This is a genomic window from Saccharophagus degradans 2-40, assembly GCF_000013665.1.
GTDB classification, from domain to species: Bacteria; Pseudomonadota; Gammaproteobacteria; order Pseudomonadales; family Cellvibrionaceae; genus Saccharophagus; species Saccharophagus degradans.
This window is the reverse complement of record NC_007912.1, coordinates 767,388-784,588: the sequence shown is the minus strand read 5'-3', so window position 1 is coordinate 784,588 and position 17,201 is coordinate 767,388. Positions and strand designations below refer to the sequence as shown.

Here is a 17,201-nt window from a genome sequence, read left to right as displayed (position 1 = left end):
TTGAACGGTTTGATATGGGGGGGGTTAGCGTGCCAACGGCTTAAGTAGCTCTTCGGGTGGCTGCTCACAGGGTATTTTGCGACCAAGCAACTCTTGGATAGGCTCTAAACGCAATGCATCGTCTTCGCAGGCCAAGCTTACCGATACACCCTCTTTACCTGCACGACCTGTACGGCCAATGCGGTGTACGTAATCTTCAGGCTCTTCGGGCAAGGTGTAGTTTACAACGTGTGATATACCATCAATATGAATACCGCGCCCCGCCACATCGGTGGCCACCAATGCTGTCAGCTTACCGGTACGGAAGTCCTCTAAGGTGCGAATACGCTTGTTTTGCGCGATTTCGCCCGACAACAAACCAACCCGAAAACCACGGCGCTGTAGCTTGTGGTGTAAATCGCGGCACTGATCGCGGCGATTGGCAAAAATCATTATGTTTTCTACATCCGGCTCGCGCATTAAGTTGCCAAGCACGGTAAATTTCTCTTCGCTAGAAACCAAGTACACCACTTGTTTCACTCGATCTGCCGCCACATTTTCATCTTCAATAGAAACGGTTACCGGCTCGTGCATCCACTGCTCGCTTAAACGCAGCACATCTTCAGAGAAGGTGGCAGAAAACAGCAGTGTTTGACGGTGAGTTGAAGGCGGGGTCATACGCACTATGCGCTTAACCTGTGGAATAAAGCCCATATCCAGCATGCGGTCGGCTTCGTCGATTACAAGCACTTCCACTTGATCTAAATACACAGCCCGCTTTTCACAAAAGTCCAATAACCGACCCGGTGTAGCAACCAGAATATCAATGTGCTCAGCCTGCAGCTTTTGCAGCTGCTTAGCGTAATCCACTCCACCTACCAATATATGTACTTTTAAATCTGTATGTTTAACTAAATTCTCGGCATCTTTAGCAATTTGCATGGCCAACTCGCGTGTTGGTGCAATCACTAGTGAGCGCGCTTCACCCGCGTAGCGCTCTTCTTCGATGGGGGTACCCAGAAGATCTTCGATAAGCGCTATTAAAAAAGCTGCGGTTTTACCCGTCCCCGTTTGGGCCTTACCTAACACATCGTGGCCGCGCAATGTAAAAGGCAAAGACTTCGCCTGAATGGCGGAACACTCGGTGAACTTTAAATCTGACAATGCACGCATTACCAGCGGCGACAGGTTGAGTTCTTCGAAGGACAAGTTGTTTTTATGCATATATAGGCTTATTGGTTAAGGCAATTAAGGAGCTTAGCCGCGCATTGTACAGTTATTCGCCTTGCATTGCTCTAAAAGGCGTAAATCAAGCATTTAGTGTATTTTGCCTTCGTGAATTATAGCCTTCAAGCTGGTATGATCTCACGCCTTAGTCAGCAGCAAAAACTCGCGCTTTAAAATGAATTTAATGCGTTAATTAAACTGTCAGCTGCCGGGCTTACCATGCTTCCTTTTTTGATCGTCTCCCACTTAGGATAAGGGTTGGGTTTACATGCATAATAGAAAAATTTCCGTCATTGGATTGGGCTACGTAGGCCTACCTGTTGCCGTGGCTTTTGGTAAATCCCAACAGACCATTGGCTTTGATATAAACCAAGGCCGCGTAGAAGAGCTACAAAAGGGAACTGACCGCACCTTAGAGGTCACCAGCGAAGAACTCGCCCAAACAGACATACTGTTTACGTGCACCCCTGCCGACCTGCAAAAAGCCGATTTTCACATTGTAGCGGTACCTACCCCCATCAACGATTCCAAACAACCCGACCTTCGCCCTCTCATAGGCGCTTCCAAAACTTTGGGGCCGCAATTGAAAAAAGGCGATATTGTTGTATATGAATCCACGGTATACCCTGGGGCCACCGAAGAAGATTGCGTACCCGTATTAGAAGCCGAATCTGGCCTTAAGTGCGGCGTCGACTTTTTTGTGGGCTACTCGCCAGAGCGTATCAACCCAGGCGACAAAGAGCACACCTTCACCAAAATCACCAAAGTGGTTTCTGGCCAAACACCTGAAGTATTAGAGATTGTTGCCGCGGTATACGGCAGTGTTGTAACCGCAGGCGTACACAAAGCAACAAGCATCAAAGTTGCCGAAGCCGCGAAGGTTATCGAAAACACTCAGCGCGACCTCAATATCGCCCTTATGAACGAGCTATCAGTTATCTTTAACCGCATGGATATCGATACCATCGACGTGCTCGAAGCCGCTGGCACCAAGTGGAACTTCTTACCTTTCCGCCCAGGCTTGGTTGGCGGCCACTGTATTGGTGTAGACCCTTACTACCTCACGCACAAAGCCGAGCGCATGGGCTACAACCCCGAAGTTATTTTGGCTGGTCGTCGCATTAACGATTCCATGGGTGCCTATGTGGTGCAGCAGGTAATTCGCCAGCTAGCGCAAGCAGACAAGCCTATAAAAGGCGCCAAGGTTGCTGTTATGGGCCTAACCTTTAAAGAAGATTGCCCAGACCTGCGCAACTCTCGCGTTATTGACGTAATTAAAGAATGCCAAACCTGGGGCATAGAGCCGTTAGTGCACGACCCCATGGCTGACCCCGCCGAAGCACAGCACGAATACGGTGTACAGCTTGTAGGCGACGACGCAATTAAAAACGTAGATGCACTTATTTTTACCGTGGCGCACAAGCATTACAAGCAGTGGAGCACCGAGCAAATTATTGCTCGCCTAGCACCGGAAGGCTCTGTATTTGACGTTAAAGGAATGCTAAACCGCGAAGCGTTTGCCCAAGCCGGCACCACACTCTGGAGAATGTAAAACATGAAAGTATTGGTTACCGGCGCAGCCGGCTTTATTGGCTACCACTTAAGCGAACGCCTCCTGGCCCGTGGCGACACCGTTGTAGGTATCGACAACATTAACGATTACTACGACCCCAACATTAAACTCGCGCGCCTCGAGCGCTTAAATAAGCACGAAGCGTTTGAGTTCCAAAAGCTCGACTTGGCCGATCGCGGCGGCATGGAAACCTTGTTTAGCAACCACCAGTTTGATCGCGTAGTGAACTTAGCGGCGCAAGCCGGTGTGCGTTACTCTATCGAAAACCCACACGCCTATGTCGATTCCAACATAGTGGGCTTTTTGAATATACTGGAAGGCTGTCGCCACACCAACGTACCACACCTAAGCTATGCATCTTCAAGCTCTGTATATGGCGCCAATACGTTGCAGCCATTCTCTGAGCACCACAACGTGGACCACCCAGTTGCGCTTTACGCAGCAAGTAAAAAAGCCAACGAACTTATGGCGCACTCGTACAGCAGCCTTTATAAGTTACCTACCACAGGCCTGCGCTTCTTTACCGTTTACGGCCCTTGGGGTCGCCCAGATATGGCGCTATTTTTGTTTACCAAAGGCATTTTGGAAGGTAAGCCAATTAATATTTTCAATAATGGCGAAATGTACCGTGACTTCACCTACATTGATGACATTATTGAAGGCGTTGTGCGGGTTACCAATAAAATTGCTGAGCCCAACCCGCTGTGGACCGGCGACAAGCCAGACCCAGCAACTAGTTATGCGCCATTTAAGGTGTATAACATTGGCAACAACAACCCCGTTAAATTAATGGATTTTGTTGAAGCCATTGAAAACGAGCTAGGCATAAAAGCCATCAAAAACATGATGCCGATGCAAGCCGGTGATGTTCCAGGCACCAGCGCCGACGTACAATCGTTAATGGATGATGTGGGCTTCAAGCCAGAAATCACCGTTCAACAAGGCATTAAGCAGTTTGTTGGCTGGTATAAAGAATATTTTAAAGTATAAACACGGCAGTAAGCTCAACCCCCGAGCGGTAAAAGGCTCGGGAGTATCACAAATATCCACTTTTACGCTCACAATATTCAAACAGTTGTTTTAATTTAATGACAATCGGCGCTATTATCCACCTAGGAACCAAGACCTTGGCCTATAGTAATGGCTGCCACACAAAAATAATTTGGGAGACTTCGGAATGAGCAACACCCAACGCTTACCCCTTAAACCTTTAGCTATGGCAATAACCCTAGCTGCGGGCACTTACGCAACCACCAGTTTTGCCCAAGCCCCAAGTGAAGGCGGCACGAAACGCCTTGAAGAAGTATTGGTAACCGCGCAAAAACGCATTGAATCCATACAAGATGTACCTTTGTCTGTTACCGCGGTAAGCGGCGACAAGCTAAACGATTCAGGCATAGAAAACATCGAAGACCTAACAGTCATGCTGCCGAACATCCACTTTACCGAAACGGGTATTAGCACCCAGGTACGCGTACGCGGTGTAGGCTCAGATAACAGCCAAGGTTTCGAGCAATCTGTAGGTATGTATGTAGACGGCATTTATTACGGCCGTGCCCAATTATTCCGCAGCCCAATTATTCCGCAGCCCAATGATGGATATGCAACGCGCCGAGCTATTGCGTGGCCCACAGAGCACCCTATTCGGTAAAAACAGTATTGCCGGTGCTTTAAACCTCACCACTGCGCGGCCAACCGAAGAACTAGAAGGTCGTTTGAGTATTTCCCACGGGTTTGAATTCAACCAACAGGAAATAAACGGCGTTATTTCTGGCCCCATCACCGATGAGGTGCGCGGACGTATCGCCGTGCGCACATACGAAGACGATGGCTATATGACAAACAACTTCACAGGTGAAGAGCAGCCATCTTCCGATGAAGCCTCTGTGCGTGTAAGTTTAGAGTGGAGTGCCACTGACAATTTAAATCTATTTATGAAAGCGCAGCACGATAGTTTCGATGTGAAAGGTCGCGCAATTGAAATGACCCTGGACGTGCCGCTTACAACCGGAGCTCCAACCTATAGCGATTCGCTACAGAACGCCAATCAACAGGGCTTCGATGCAAACCTCGACTACCGCCGCGATGCCAACCCCGGTGAGTTTAGTAATAACGAAGTAAACAACTTTACTCTTATTGCCGATTACGACTGGAACGATTACACCATAACGGCTGTTACTGGCTTGTTAAGCTACGACTACGCAGAAAAGTGCGATTGCGATTTTGTTGCCGCTAAAATTCTAGATTTAGACTTAGAAGAAACCTACGACCAGTTCAGCCAAGAAATTCGCATTGCCTCACCACTAGGTGAGAAAGTGGAGTGGTTAGCCGGTGCCTTTTATCAAAGCTACGATCAAACCTTTGGCGATTACCTATCTATGGCGCCAGATAACCTGCTAGTTAACTTACGCCCAATATTAAACACAATAGGCAATACAGCAATTGATCGCGACTTCTCTCAAACATCTACCGCCAGCGCCCTATTTGGCCGCGCCACAATTAATTTAAGCGACAACTGGCACCTAACTATTGGTGGACGTATCTCTACAGAAACCAAAGAAGCACACAAAGAAATTAATGTCCGCGACTTGGAAACCAACGAAATTCAAGCGGACCCATTAATCGCTTATATTTATTCCAGTGTATTCTTGCTGGAAACAGACCAACTTACCTATGGCTTAAACGGTGATGGCGATTTTGTCCCGCTATACAACACTGGCCACAATGTAGATGGCAAACGCAAAGACACCACCTTCTCACCGTTAATTAACCTGCAATACGACATTAACGCAGACATGATGACCTACGTGTCTTTCACTCAGGGCAGCAAAGCGGGCGGCTTTGACCCACGCTCCAACAGCGTTGGCTCCTTCGCTTCAACCACTCCACTTGAAGAGCCTAACTCAAGCCTGTTTTTCGAATTCGAAGAAGAGTCTGCCAAAGCGTTTGAGTGGGGCCTAAAGTCAACCATCGCCGACGGCCAGGGTGAACTCAACCTCGCCCTATACCGCACCGAATACGACGACCTGCAAAGCAGCCAGTTTGATGGCGGTGTGGGCTTTAACGTAGGTAACGTTAAAGACACCTTAGTACAAGGTATAGAGGTCGACGGCCGCTGGTTGCTAGTAGAAGGCTTAACCTTAAGCTACGGTGCATCGTTCTTAGACTTTGAATACAAAGACTTTAAAAACGGCAACTGTTTTGCCAGCCAAGAAAAAGACGGTATCGATTTAGATGGTGACGGCGATAAAGATACCTGCGACTACACAGGTAAGCGCGGCGTTTACACACCCGAGCTAACGTTCAACACCTCGCTCGATGCGTTCTTCTCTATCAACAGCAAGCTAAACTTTGTTGGCGCAATTGACTGGCAGCATATTTCTAGCCACCAAGTGCATGTAAACCTAGACCCAAGGGGTGAAATCGACGCCTATAACGTAGTGACAGCACGTGCCGGCGTAGAAGCAGACAACTGGAGCGTAGCACTACTGGCTAAAAACCTGCTGGATGAAAAGATTGTAAGTTACAGCGCCAACGCGCCACTATCTGACACCAGCTTTGGCACCAACACCTATTACAGCTTTGTACGTCGCCCGCAGACTGTTTCGCTAGAAGCGACTATTAAGTTTTAATAGCAAAGGCAACAGCACATAGCTTTTTTGCAAAACCCAGCACACGCTGGGTTTTTTATTGGCCGTTTAAATTACAATGTAACCCCTTACTATTACTATCAACTGTTACTATCAATCGCTACTAGCAACCTCTTAATCTAGCTTGCCACCGGCTTAAACAAAAAGCGCTACTATAGAGTTAAACCCTCAAAGGAGATGAAGTACATGCAATCATTTATCAACCGTTTAATTGCGGCAACCTTACTTTTAACTGCCGTATTAACAGTACCTACTGCTATTGCAGAAACATCGGTATTCAAAGTAAGCAAAGGCGAAAACAGCACTTATCTGCTAGGCACATTCCATTTACTAAACGCCGCCGACCACCCATTACCCGGCGAATTTCAACAAGCCTACAACGCTGCCAGCACTATTTATTTTGAAGCAGATCTACAGGCCGCCCAATCTCCCGAATTTCAAATGAAATTTTTCAAAGCCATTTCAGCGCCAAGTGGTAGCACCCTACAAACCTTAATTAAGCCTGAAACTTATATGGCATTAGAAGCCTTTATGGCAAAAAAACAAATGCTCATCACCAACTTTGCGCCATTTTCGCCTGCGGGCGCAGCCCTTATGCTCACCATGGCGGAATATCAAAAACTGGGCATGATGCCCGAGTACGGTGTGGATCAATTCTTTTTTAGCAGAGCGCAAGGCGACGGCAAAACCATAGGCCACTTAGAAACCATTGATGAACAATTAAGCTTTATAGCCAACTTGGGCAAAGGCCAAGAAGACGAAATGATAATGTCCACAATTACAGAGCTAAACACGCTTGAAAAATCTGTGGGCGACCTGAAAAAAGCTTGGCGTAGCGGTAACTCAAAACAACTAGATAAAATATCGCTAAAAGAAATGCGAGAGAAGTTTCCAGACACCTACGCAGAGATGATTGTTAACCGCAACAATAAATGGATGCCAGAAATAGAAGCCATGCTAGCAGATAAACCCACAGAAGCCGTTATGGTAGGCGCACTGCATTTAGTGGGGCCAGATGGTTTAATAGAACTACTTAAAAAGAAAGGCTACAAAGTAACTCAAATATAAAGCTCTAACGCTAAAACATAAACGGCTAATCGCCAGCCCCCTAGCGATTAGCAACTTTTAATTAGCGATTGATCACCGATGTAAAACGCGGAAAAATTGCGCTTTTAAGTAATGGGTTTCTGGAATGGCTGGGTGCTGAGGGTGATCGGGCGCCTGCACACCACTATATACCAATTGCACATCTCTATCTAAATGCACTGCTGCTGCGCGCACTATATCGGTAAGCGTACTGTTGGCCAAATGCATAGAGCAAGAGCCAGATACCAACAAACCACCGCGTTTTAATAAGCGCATGGCTAATTCGTTAATATGGCGGTATGCCGCTTCACCCGATTTTTGATCTTTCTTGCGTTTAATAAACGCAGGCGGGTCTAATACTACCACATCGTATTTTTGCTGCTCTTCTATAAGCAACTTTAAAACGTGAATAGCTTTACCTTGTATTGCCATTACCTTGTCGTCGCAGCCATTCAATTCCGCTGCGCGCTCAACTAAATCTAACGCCTGCTCTGAAGCATCTACACAGGTAACAGATTCGGCCCCAGCATTGGCGGCTTCAACCCCCCAACCGCCAGCATAAGAGAACACATCCAATACAGTTTTGCCCTTTACCCATTTTTGCAGCTCGGCGCGATTCACTCTGTGATCGTAAAACCAGCCGGTTTTTTGCCCGCCAGATGAAGGGATATCAAACTGGGTGCCGTTTTCTTCTACACGCAAATATTCTGGCACCTCGCCAACGGTTTCTACATATTCGGGTAACCCCTCTAAGCTGCGTGCACTGTGGTCATTAGCAAGCACAATGCCCTTAGGGGCCAGCACCTTATCGAAGGCACGTAGCAACTCATCTTTAACCGCCTCCATTCCTGCGGTGGCTATTTGCACCACAAGGTAGTCGCCGTATCTATCTGCAATCACACCAGGTAAAAAGTCAGAATCACCGTAAACCAAACGATAATAAGGCTTATCGAAATACGCTTCGCGCAAGGTTAGCGCCTGCTCAATACGTTTGGCTAAAAAGCTTTTTGATAATTCTTGATCGCCATTACGACTGTAAATACGGCCGCAAATAAGTGACTGCGGGTTCAATGTAGCCGCGCCCAACACCTGCCCCTTAGCGCTAACAACCTGCACTTGCTGGCCAAGCTCATAGCCTGTTAGCGGGTTTTTCTTGCCATCTACTTCGTTGGAATAAACCCAAAGGTGCCCCTTGCGAATGCGGCGCTCCGCCTGCGGGTTAAGAATTAACGTCTCTAAAGCCATAAAATTACTTCACACAAATAAATTAGAAAAAGCGCTATTGCGCATTGAATTCGTTCACTTAAATAGTTGCGCACACTTCACACTGAGTATCGCGCTTTAATTTCATATAGCGCCATTCGCCAAATACGGCATCGTATAAACCTAGGCGGCCTACTAGCGGCGTACCGAACTTACCCAACACCTTCAACGCCTCTAACGCCTGCATGGCACCAACTACCCCAACCAAGGGGGATAGCACACCACTTTGCGAGCAGCTGAGGTTTTCGTCATCGGTAAGTTGATACAGGCATTGATAACAGGGGCTTTCGGCGTCGCGCTTATCAAATACAGTTATCTGCCCTTCTAAACGGATAGCCGCGCCAGACACCAACGGCATTTGCATTTGTACGCACAAGGCATTGATTTGCTTGCGAGTGGTGAAGTTATCGGTGCAATCTAACACCACGTCGGCGCGCTGAATTTGCTCACCCAAGGCGTGCTCACTTAAGCGCGATGTATACACCTCTACTTGCGTACTGGTGTTTAAATCGGCAATCGCTTTAGCGGCCGATTCAGCCTTATTTTCACCTATACGATGTTCTGTGTGTGCTATTTGACGCTGCAGATTACTTATCTCAACAGTATCGTCATCCACCAGCACCAAGGTGCCCACGCCACTGGCGGCCAAATACAGCGCCGCAGGGGAACCCAGCCCACCAACCCCAACCACCAATACCCTGCCGTGGCAAATACGTTCCTGGCCTGCAATATCAACCTGCGGGAGCATTATATGGCGGCTATAGCGGAGCAATTGATCGTCGTTCATGGGCGTATGATTTTTTAGCTAATGTAACGCGCTAGTTTAGCACGCCAACGCACAAGTTATTGACTGTTCTGAAAGGTAAGCGATGGGCGGGAAAGGAAAAGAGGTAAAAGTATGCGCGCCCTAGAGCAGAGCGCGACAAAATTGCTGTGGTTTAAGCGTCTAGCACTGAGCGTACATAATCAACTAACGCTTGATCTTGAGCGTATTCAAAGAAGCACGCTTGGAAACGCGGGCCGGTCACAGCGGTTTTAACCAACTCTTGATCGAGCGCTTTTAAGCCTTCCAAGTAATCTTTACCCGTGGCCACTTTAACCTGCGAAAGAATACCAGCATTGCGCACCTGCGATTCTTTGCGCTCTGGCGGGTAACCTTGACCTTTCACACCGGTAAACGCTTTTTCGAATATATAGCGAACATTCAGCTCAGCGCCCCAGCCAAAACCCTTCGCAAATGGCAATGCCAGAGCATTACCGTTATTAATTTGAGCAAACAAGTAAGCGTCGGCTGGGTCTATGCAGTAACCGCAGAACACACCAGGGTAGGCATTTAACGACATAAGCGCGCCTTGACCCGTACCGCAACCCGACACAACAAAGTCGACCGCCTTACTATTTAGCAGCAAGCTGGCCATAACCCCTAGGTGAATGTACGTAAGGTGGTGATCGTTATCACCATCCATACCCACGTTGAATACCTCGTGGCCTTGCTCCGCCGCAACAGCCTGCAGTTCATTTAATACAGCAGGGTTCTTCCCTGCTTGGCTAAATTCGTTCATTAACGCAATTTTCATTCGTTACTCCTCGTTAAGATCAGCATGGATGGACTGACCAAATAATACCACCCTGCCTTACCAATAGCCAAACTCGAAGGCAAAAGTGCGCACTCTCCACCGAATAAAATAGCATCACACTTATAAGCGGCCCAACTAACTGCCGCGCTAAATTCGACAAAAAGAGCTAATAAGCCGGAAGGTAAACGCTTACCTAGCGCTAATTTCATGCGACCATAAAAACCTACAGCTAACAGCAGTGGATGTTTTTAACCTCTATGCTTACCAAACGTCACTAACTAATAAGCAGGCTTTACTATGCGCGCAACATTAAATAAATGACTACAACTCGCCACTCTATTGGCCCTAACCGCACCAGCGTTTGCCATACAGGCAAAAGTGAGCGATGGCGTTCTTACATGGGAAAACGGCGAAGAAGTTGCTCTATTTGGCGTGAACTATAGTGTACCTTTCGCATTTACCTACCGCTCTATTGCCCAAGTAGGCGCCGATCACAAACAAGCAATATTAATGGATATCGATCATTTTGAACGCATGGGCGAACTCCTCATCACGGACAGGCACGCTAACTCCTTCCTACCACCAACCACAAAGAGCAATTAGCGTTAACGATAACGATAACGATAACTACATATTTAGCGCGAAAATTGGCACCAGTAGTAGCGTAGAAAAGGTAGAGTTGGTTATTCGCTATAAAAGCTGGCGAGATTTCCACAGCATAGCAATGCAACCAGATGGCAAAGGCAACTACAGCACCAAGCCGCCTAACGATGCTATGTGGCAAGAGCCTGGGCCACTGGAATACGCCATAGCCGTTACACAGGCCGCGGGCACCACAACATTCCCCGGCGGCGTTGAAGGGCACCCAAAAGACTGGAACTTTGTAGCGGAAGACGGTTACTGGAAAATGGATTTACAACCGACAGGGGTACCCATAGATTTATTTGATGCAAAACTAGACGAAAATAATTTAATCTACCCCAAAGATGGCCGCACCCAACAAAACTACACCAACGGTCAGTTTGGCAAAGGCAGTGCACTTAGTTTGGGCCTATACGATTTAGAACCCAACAAAATAAATGCGCTTAGTAAAGTAACCCTTACCAAAAACAATGCGTTGCATTACCGCGATACAAAAGGCTACAACACACTACTAATTAAAATACGCGCTACAAACCAAGCAGAACAACTGAATATAGGCGTGCTAGATGAGCACGGGCTAGCCTACACTCACACACTCACCATTGGCACCAAATGGCAATATATGATGCTGCCGCTAAGTGACTTACGCAGCGGCATAACTATTTTTGGCCAAGCTTACCCCATGTTTTTGCCCTCTACCTTAGAAGCTAGCAATAACAAAGCATGGCAAGGCAAGGCAAAACTGAGCCAATACAGGGGCTGCAATTTTACTTTGATAGTTCTGCCTACGCTAAAAACGACTTAAAAGGTTGGCACGAAGTACAGATAGAAAACATTGCCTTAATTCAGCAATAAGCGCGCTGTAAGCCAACTAACTGTTATTTCTATTTTAAACCCTACCTTTACCTAATCGAGCCGTATGGCTCGATTAGGTACCCTACAAACGCACAATTATATTCACGTAAAAACTGCACTTTTATCTGGCAAAAAGTGTTGCTTTTCTAGCCCTATGGTCCTGTATTAATACCTCCCCAAAACACCTTAAAATCTTCAAATCTAATTATTGGAAGCCGCTCAAGTATTCGGTATATTAGAGCCTAACAATTACAATAATTGGCTCAAGCCAATACTAATAATTAAATAAAGGAACCCCTGAATACCCCCAATCGCTTCGCTGTTCTTCTTGCTAAGGACTAAGACCATTTGCTGCGAAGAACGCCTTGTAGCTGAACGCTTTGGCTCTTGCAAAAAGCAATTGGGTTAATCAGAGTTCCCTAAAACAAAGCTCTGCAAGTTTATATATTAAAAACATCTATCAAAATGCCCTTTACCCCAGTTTTTAAAGCAGAGTTATAACGAGAGATTAAGCATGAAAATTCTTACTTACCTATTCTTAATTGGCTTGCTTGCAGCCATCGCTATTATTGTTGTTAATCGCAGCCATATAGGCCAACTTGAATTGCGAATTAAACAAACCGAACACGCTTTAGCACAGGCAGAAGAAGCGTTGCGTGAGCACAAAATAAGCAGTAACAACGAAATAGCTAACCTTGAAAAAATGCTCGCCTACGCGCAACGCAACCCAAATTCGCCCGTGTCCCCCACCCAAAACACGAATACCAATCTTACAGCGGGAACAAATTCAACCGAGCAAGCCCTGGCCTCTATGCAAACGAATAACTTAAAACAAGTAGTGAATCAAAAATACGATGTTTTGTTTCCAGAGCTATCAATTAGCGGGGCCGATGCAGACAAACTAAAGCAACTACTAATCGATCGCGAGCGCGTACTTAACGCGACCACCACAACTTACTTTAGCGACGATTTAGATGCAGATGCGGCTGTTGCTAGGCAACAAATGTTATTAGACGATATCGATAGAAAAATTCAAACCCTACTGGGGCGGGAAGAATTTGAGCGTTACGACTTAGTAAAAGATTCCGGCTTTGAGCAGTATCAGGTTCGCCATATGGATAACATCCTAGCCTCAGAAGATATGCTAACGGCCGAGCAGTCGCGCACCCTACTTTTCGCCAAATTAAAGTACAAAAAAGAATACTCAATAGCTGCCGAGCGCGCAGACAGGCTTGCATGTGAAGGTGATAAGGCCGCAGCAATGAAAATTTTTGAAAGCGCACTAGAAACATACAAAAATAGTTACCTAGAAGAAGCGCAAACTGTCCTTACCCAAATACAGTTTAGCGAATTGCGCGTTTACGAAGAGCAGCAATTTCTGCAAATAATGGACAGCTTACGCGCCGTGCACGAAGAATAAAGCCACACCCGTTAACACTTATTCGCGCTTTATTTTTAGCGCAACAAGGACCCACCATGAAAACTCGGCACCCAAAAAGAAAGCTCGCCCTACTTATTGCGGCTTTGTGCCTAGGCTGTGAAAAATCACCACCACAAGCAACCCCCGCGCAACACGCCAGCCCTTTGCCCTCTAAAGCCTTTCACGTTGTTAACCCCAATCTTTATGCATCGCTAGCTAGCAACGATGGCTCCACACTACTAACTGCGGGTACCGACGGCATAATTAAATATTCGAGAGATGGTCAACTTTGGCACAACGCCAATACATCTAACACTCAGCACGCAATATTCGACCTACAACAAAACTCACACACAGGCACATTAATAGCCGTTGGCGATTTCGGCACAATTTTACGTTCGACAGATGAAGGCAAACATTGGGCTAAACAAACGTCGGACACTACCCGCCCAATTACACGCCTTACCTATAGCCGTTTTGCTAAAACTTGGCTGGCGGTTGGCGCCGAAGGTACTGCACTTAAAAGCGTGGATGACGGTATAAACTGGCAAAAAATCGACGGCCTAACGCTTCAAGCCTTACAGAAAGTACAATCTATCGACGCAACAAAAACCTGGCTAATCGCTGCCGAACAAAATGTGTGGTTAAGCACAGACCAAGGCTTGCATTGGCATACTGCACCTATTGCCAATAATTTATCTGTTACAAGCATAACGTCTTTTTCGCCAAAGAACATAACGCTTGCTACAACCAGTAATGGTGAGTTGCTACTTCAAACCAATAGCGGTTGGCTTAAAAAACCTATTTCTCGAGGCAAGTACATTTCTGCCTTGGCCCACAACAATTCAACATTAGTTGCAGCTAGCAGTGACGGCTGGGTGTTCACATCCGAAAACTTAGGCGATACCTGGATTGGCAGAAAATTAAACGACAATTACATTGCAACCATTGTGTGGCACCCCACTGCACAAAAATTTGTACTTGCGGGTAGTGGCGCAACCCTTTTTGTGTCGGATCAAAACGGGTTAGACTGGCAAAATATTCCTACCGCGTTAACGGACGACTTTGAAACACTTATACCCTTAGAAAATAACAATACAGTAACAGCGCTGGGAATTGGCTCACAAACAGCCACTATTTCTCTGCAAGATAACAGCGTACGCCATACTCAACAAAGTTTAAGCGGGTTTGTGCACAGCATTAATTGGCTGCCAAGTGGTAGGGTTATAACCTCGGGCGCAGAAGGCTGGCTAAAAAAGTCTGATAGCTTCGGAAAAAGCTGGGAACAAGTTTTAGCTAGCACGAGTAATAGCGATTACTTATTTTCGCTAAAATACTTACCCCAAAGTAAAACATTATTAGCTGGCGGCCCACCGGGCGTTATTTTTCGCTCAGAAGATAACGGCGACACGTGGGAAAAAGTACTCGAAGCTGAAGAAGCCAGCGACGGACATTTTCATACTTTAATTACCGATCCCAAGCGCGAAATAGTCGTCGCACTTGCAAGCCCGGGGCGTGTACGCTATTCGCTCGACACGGGAAAAACGTGGGAAATTGCCAATACAGATACTAGCTCGCACTTATACAACGGTGAAGTAAACCCAGAAACCGGTACCATTTTAGCCGTTGGTCAAAATAGCGTTGTACAACGCTCGCAGGACGGTGGCCTTTGGCATAAAACCGAATTACTTGGCAGTGAAAGTTTACAGGCAATAACCTTTAGCCCTTACACCAATACTTGGTTTATTGGCGGCGAAGGGGGGGCGCTATGGCGCTCGGAGGACGACGCAAAAACTTGGCAACGTTTAGATAGTAAAACATTGCGCTACATATATAACTTGGCAACATTAAAAAATAATACTTTACTCGCAACCGGCAACAAAGGCTTAATACTGCGCTCTGATGACAATGGCGATAGCTGGCACAACGTTCCATCAGGTGTTGAAGAAAATCTTCGCGCACCACTGGAAGCAAATAATACTATTTATATTTCTGGGCGCAACGGCAGTATTATTACCTCTATTGATGGCGGAAAAAGTTGGCAAATCGAAGCATCGCATACTGCCGAATCTTTAAGGGTAATGGCAGCGTCGTCAGATAGTAAACATGTTATTGCAGCGGGAAGAAGAATTGTTGTAATGGGTGAAAATTAACAGGCGCAGTAAACATCCCCTAAAAATCACTCATCCATTTTATTTAAACGCCTAACAAGCAACCATAAAAAACCCCGCTATTGCGGGGTTTTTAGTTACTGACTCTTAAAATTTAATTAAAGAGCAGACACATCTGATTTACTTACATCGCAGTTTGCAGTATCCCAGTATTCGCCATACTTAGAAGACTCGCCACTACCCTTTTGTACACCCTTGTATTCTTCACACACTTTGGGGCTACCAGATTTGTAGTCTTTAATCTTTAAGTTTTTGATTGTTGCCTTATCGCCATAGTTGCGGTTAACGCCAACAATACTGCCTATTTTCGCGTCTACTTTAACGTTGTCGATAGTCACATTACGTGGGCCGCCGTTATTAGTACAGTTACCACATGAACGCCACAATTTGCCGTGCTCACCTGTTAATGTAAAGCCGCCTTTAATTACAGTAGTACTGTTTTTAGAGTTATGTTGGAAAACCTTATCTGGCTTGCCGCCGTAACCGCTTGTAGAGTTATACGCACTACCACCAATAATGGTCATGGTAATACCGTCGGTTTTGTTGGTAGCAGCATCTTCACAGATATCTTTCCAAACAACATTTTCCATGGTGCAGTTGCCAGTACAGTGAATACCGTCGGACCCACCTTTAGCAGAAATTACCAAGTTTTTAATGGTGGCATTTTTAAGCGTTAATACTGGTGGTTGAGTTTCACTATCACCCGAGCACGACAAGCCAATTTCTTTACCACCGCAATCTACGGTTTTACCAGAAATAGTAGCGCCAGCTTTACATTCAGCCGAGCCGCCAGATGAGGAACTAGAAGAGCTTGAAGAACTCGATGAGCTACTTGAACCACTATAGGTAGCAGAAGCCGCATTCGAATTGTAGTTAGAGCCGTTGGCGCCAAACTTAATCCAGTAGTAGTACTGCTTACCAGCACTAACATTCGTATCGCTATAGCTTCTTGCATCGCCACCTAATTGAGCAATACGTGTGCGACCACTAGGGTTAGAATCTGTGTCGCGGTAAACCTGAGCGCTAGAAATAGAACCAGATACTGTCCAAGTTAAATCGATATCGTTACTGCCGCCACCTGCACTTAAACATACAGTTGCGCCGCCACCAGTGCCACATGAGCTGCTTGAACCCGATGAGCTACTTGAACTAGAGCTAGAAGAACTACTGGTGCTGCTAGTGCTAGAAGAACCATTAGTAGGTACAGAACATTCTTTTACAGATTTAGCAGGGTTAGGATCGCTGCCAAAAGTAGATGTATTACAAGTAAAGGTACCGTTAATTACTTTGTAAACAAACTTACCAGCAGCGCCGAACGCAACGTTGGTAGACGAGCTTACAGAACAAGTTTGATCGGTTTTACAGATAGTTGTGTAACCACTAGGACGATTACTAGCCGCAAAGGCAGAGGCAGAAGCTCCACACAATACAAGCGCCAATAGGATTTTATTACGCATCATTATCACCTGGTTAGGTAGGTCATTATTTTAATTGTGGTGTACTGGGGTATTCCGGTGCTAAACCCCTTCGACACAACCTATACCAGCATCCTATTCTGGTAACACAAAAAACCTATTTTGATCTAACAAAAAAACACATTAGGCCAGACAGGAATATTAGCATTGGTCATACCGAATATGTGAAGATTAATTTATGACACCCTGCGCGTAAACTAAAAGTTTTAAAAATCTAACAAATAACACCCTCTTATTGCTATTCGAAATATACGCTCCTGCGCGCATATGCTTTTTACTTATG

13 protein-coding genes are annotated in these 17,201 nt (G+C 46.1%); 8 read left to right on the top strand and 5 right to left on the bottom strand.

Annotation, left to right across the window (positions count from 1 at the left end; translation table 11 throughout):
* Positions 1-24: 24 nt before the first annotated feature.
* A complete protein-coding gene (gene rhlB / locus SDE_RS03320) occupies positions 25-1,203 on the bottom strand; it encodes an ATP-dependent RNA helicase RhlB (protein WP_011467103.1) in 1,179 nt (392 codons plus the stop codon).
* Between the two features lie 271 nt (positions 1,204-1,474).
* Here rhlB and SDE_RS03315 point away from each other — a divergent pair, with 271 nt between their 5' ends.
* From SDE_RS03315 to SDE_RS03300, 5 genes are all read left to right on the top strand, one after another.
* Positions 1,475-2,758 (top strand): nucleotide sugar dehydrogenase, encoded by a 1,284-nt coding sequence (locus tag SDE_RS03315; protein WP_011467102.1) that lies wholly within the window; start codon positions 1,475-1,477, stop codon positions 2,756-2,758.
* A gap of 3 nt (positions 2,759-2,761) precedes the next feature.
* Positions 2,762-3,769, top strand: a complete 1,008-nt coding sequence (locus SDE_RS03310; RefSeq protein ID WP_011467101.1) for an NAD-dependent epimerase — start codon at positions 2,762-2,764, stop codon at positions 3,767-3,769.
* 187 nt (positions 3,770-3,956) lie between these two features.
* On the top strand, positions 3,957-4,430 hold the full coding sequence (locus SDE_RS22185) for a TonB-dependent receptor plug domain-containing protein (protein ID WP_085978717.1): 474 nt from the start codon (positions 3,957-3,959) through the stop codon (positions 4,428-4,430).
* The gene (locus SDE_RS03305; RefSeq protein WP_158303849.1) at positions 4,333-6,411 is read left to right on the top strand and encodes a TonB-dependent receptor; all 2,079 of its coding nucleotides are present in this window, start codon (positions 4,333-4,335) and stop codon (positions 6,409-6,411) included. The genes SDE_RS22185 and SDE_RS03305 overlap by 98 nt, the downstream gene beginning before the upstream one ends.
* Before the next feature lie 204 nt (positions 6,412-6,615).
* The gene (locus SDE_RS03300) at positions 6,616-7,497 is read left to right on the top strand and encodes a TraB/GumN family protein (RefSeq protein ID WP_011467100.1); all 882 of its coding nucleotides are present in this window, start codon (positions 6,616-6,618) and stop codon (positions 7,495-7,497) included.
* Positions 7,498-7,569: 72 nt separating this feature from the next.
* Here the strand turns inward: SDE_RS03300 and SDE_RS03295 are convergent, their stop codons facing one another.
* From SDE_RS03295 to SDE_RS03285, 3 genes are all read right to left on the bottom strand, one after another.
* Entirely contained in the window at positions 7,570-8,760 is a 1,191-nt protein-coding gene (locus tag SDE_RS03295) for a class I SAM-dependent rRNA methyltransferase (RefSeq protein ID WP_011467099.1), read from the bottom strand.
* A 58-nt stretch (positions 8,761-8,818) separates the two neighbouring features.
* Positions 8,819-9,565 carry a HesA/MoeB/ThiF family protein gene (locus tag SDE_RS03290; protein ID WP_011467098.1) on the bottom strand — a complete coding sequence of 249 codons (747 nt, stop codon included), beginning with the start codon at positions 9,563-9,565 and terminating at the stop codon, positions 8,819-8,821.
* 151 nt (positions 9,566-9,716) lie between these two features.
* A complete protein-coding gene (locus tag SDE_RS03285; RefSeq protein WP_011467097.1) occupies positions 9,717-10,355 on the bottom strand; it encodes an RpiB/LacA/LacB family sugar-phosphate isomerase in 639 nt (212 codons plus the stop codon).
* A gap of 526 nt (positions 10,356-10,881) precedes the next feature.
* Here SDE_RS03285 and SDE_RS03280 point away from each other — a divergent pair.
* The 3 genes from SDE_RS03280 to SDE_RS03270 all read left to right on the top strand — a co-directional run bounded on the left by SDE_RS03280 (position 10,882) and on the right by SDE_RS03270 (position 15,425).
* A complete protein-coding gene (locus SDE_RS03280) occupies positions 10,882-11,802 on the top strand; it encodes a hypothetical protein (RefSeq protein WP_011467096.1) in 921 nt (306 codons plus the stop codon).
* A gap of 564 nt (positions 11,803-12,366) precedes the next feature.
* The gene (locus SDE_RS03275) at positions 12,367-13,272 is read left to right on the top strand and encodes a hypothetical protein (protein WP_011467095.1); all 906 of its coding nucleotides are present in this window, start codon (positions 12,367-12,369) and stop codon (positions 13,270-13,272) included.
* A gap of 56 nt (positions 13,273-13,328) precedes the next feature.
* Complete coding sequence (locus SDE_RS03270; RefSeq protein WP_011467094.1) at positions 13,329-15,425, top strand: WD40/YVTN/BNR-like repeat-containing protein; 2,097 nt, start codon at positions 13,329-13,331, stop codon at positions 15,423-15,425.
* Between the two features lie 116 nt (positions 15,426-15,541).
* On the opposite strand, the gene SDE_RS03265 is transcribed toward SDE_RS03270, so the two are convergent.
* Positions 15,542-16,900 (bottom strand): pectate lyase, encoded by a 1,359-nt coding sequence (locus tag SDE_RS03265; protein ID WP_011467093.1) that lies wholly within the window; start codon positions 16,898-16,900, stop codon positions 15,542-15,544.
* Between the last annotated feature and the right edge of the window lie 301 nt (positions 16,901-17,201).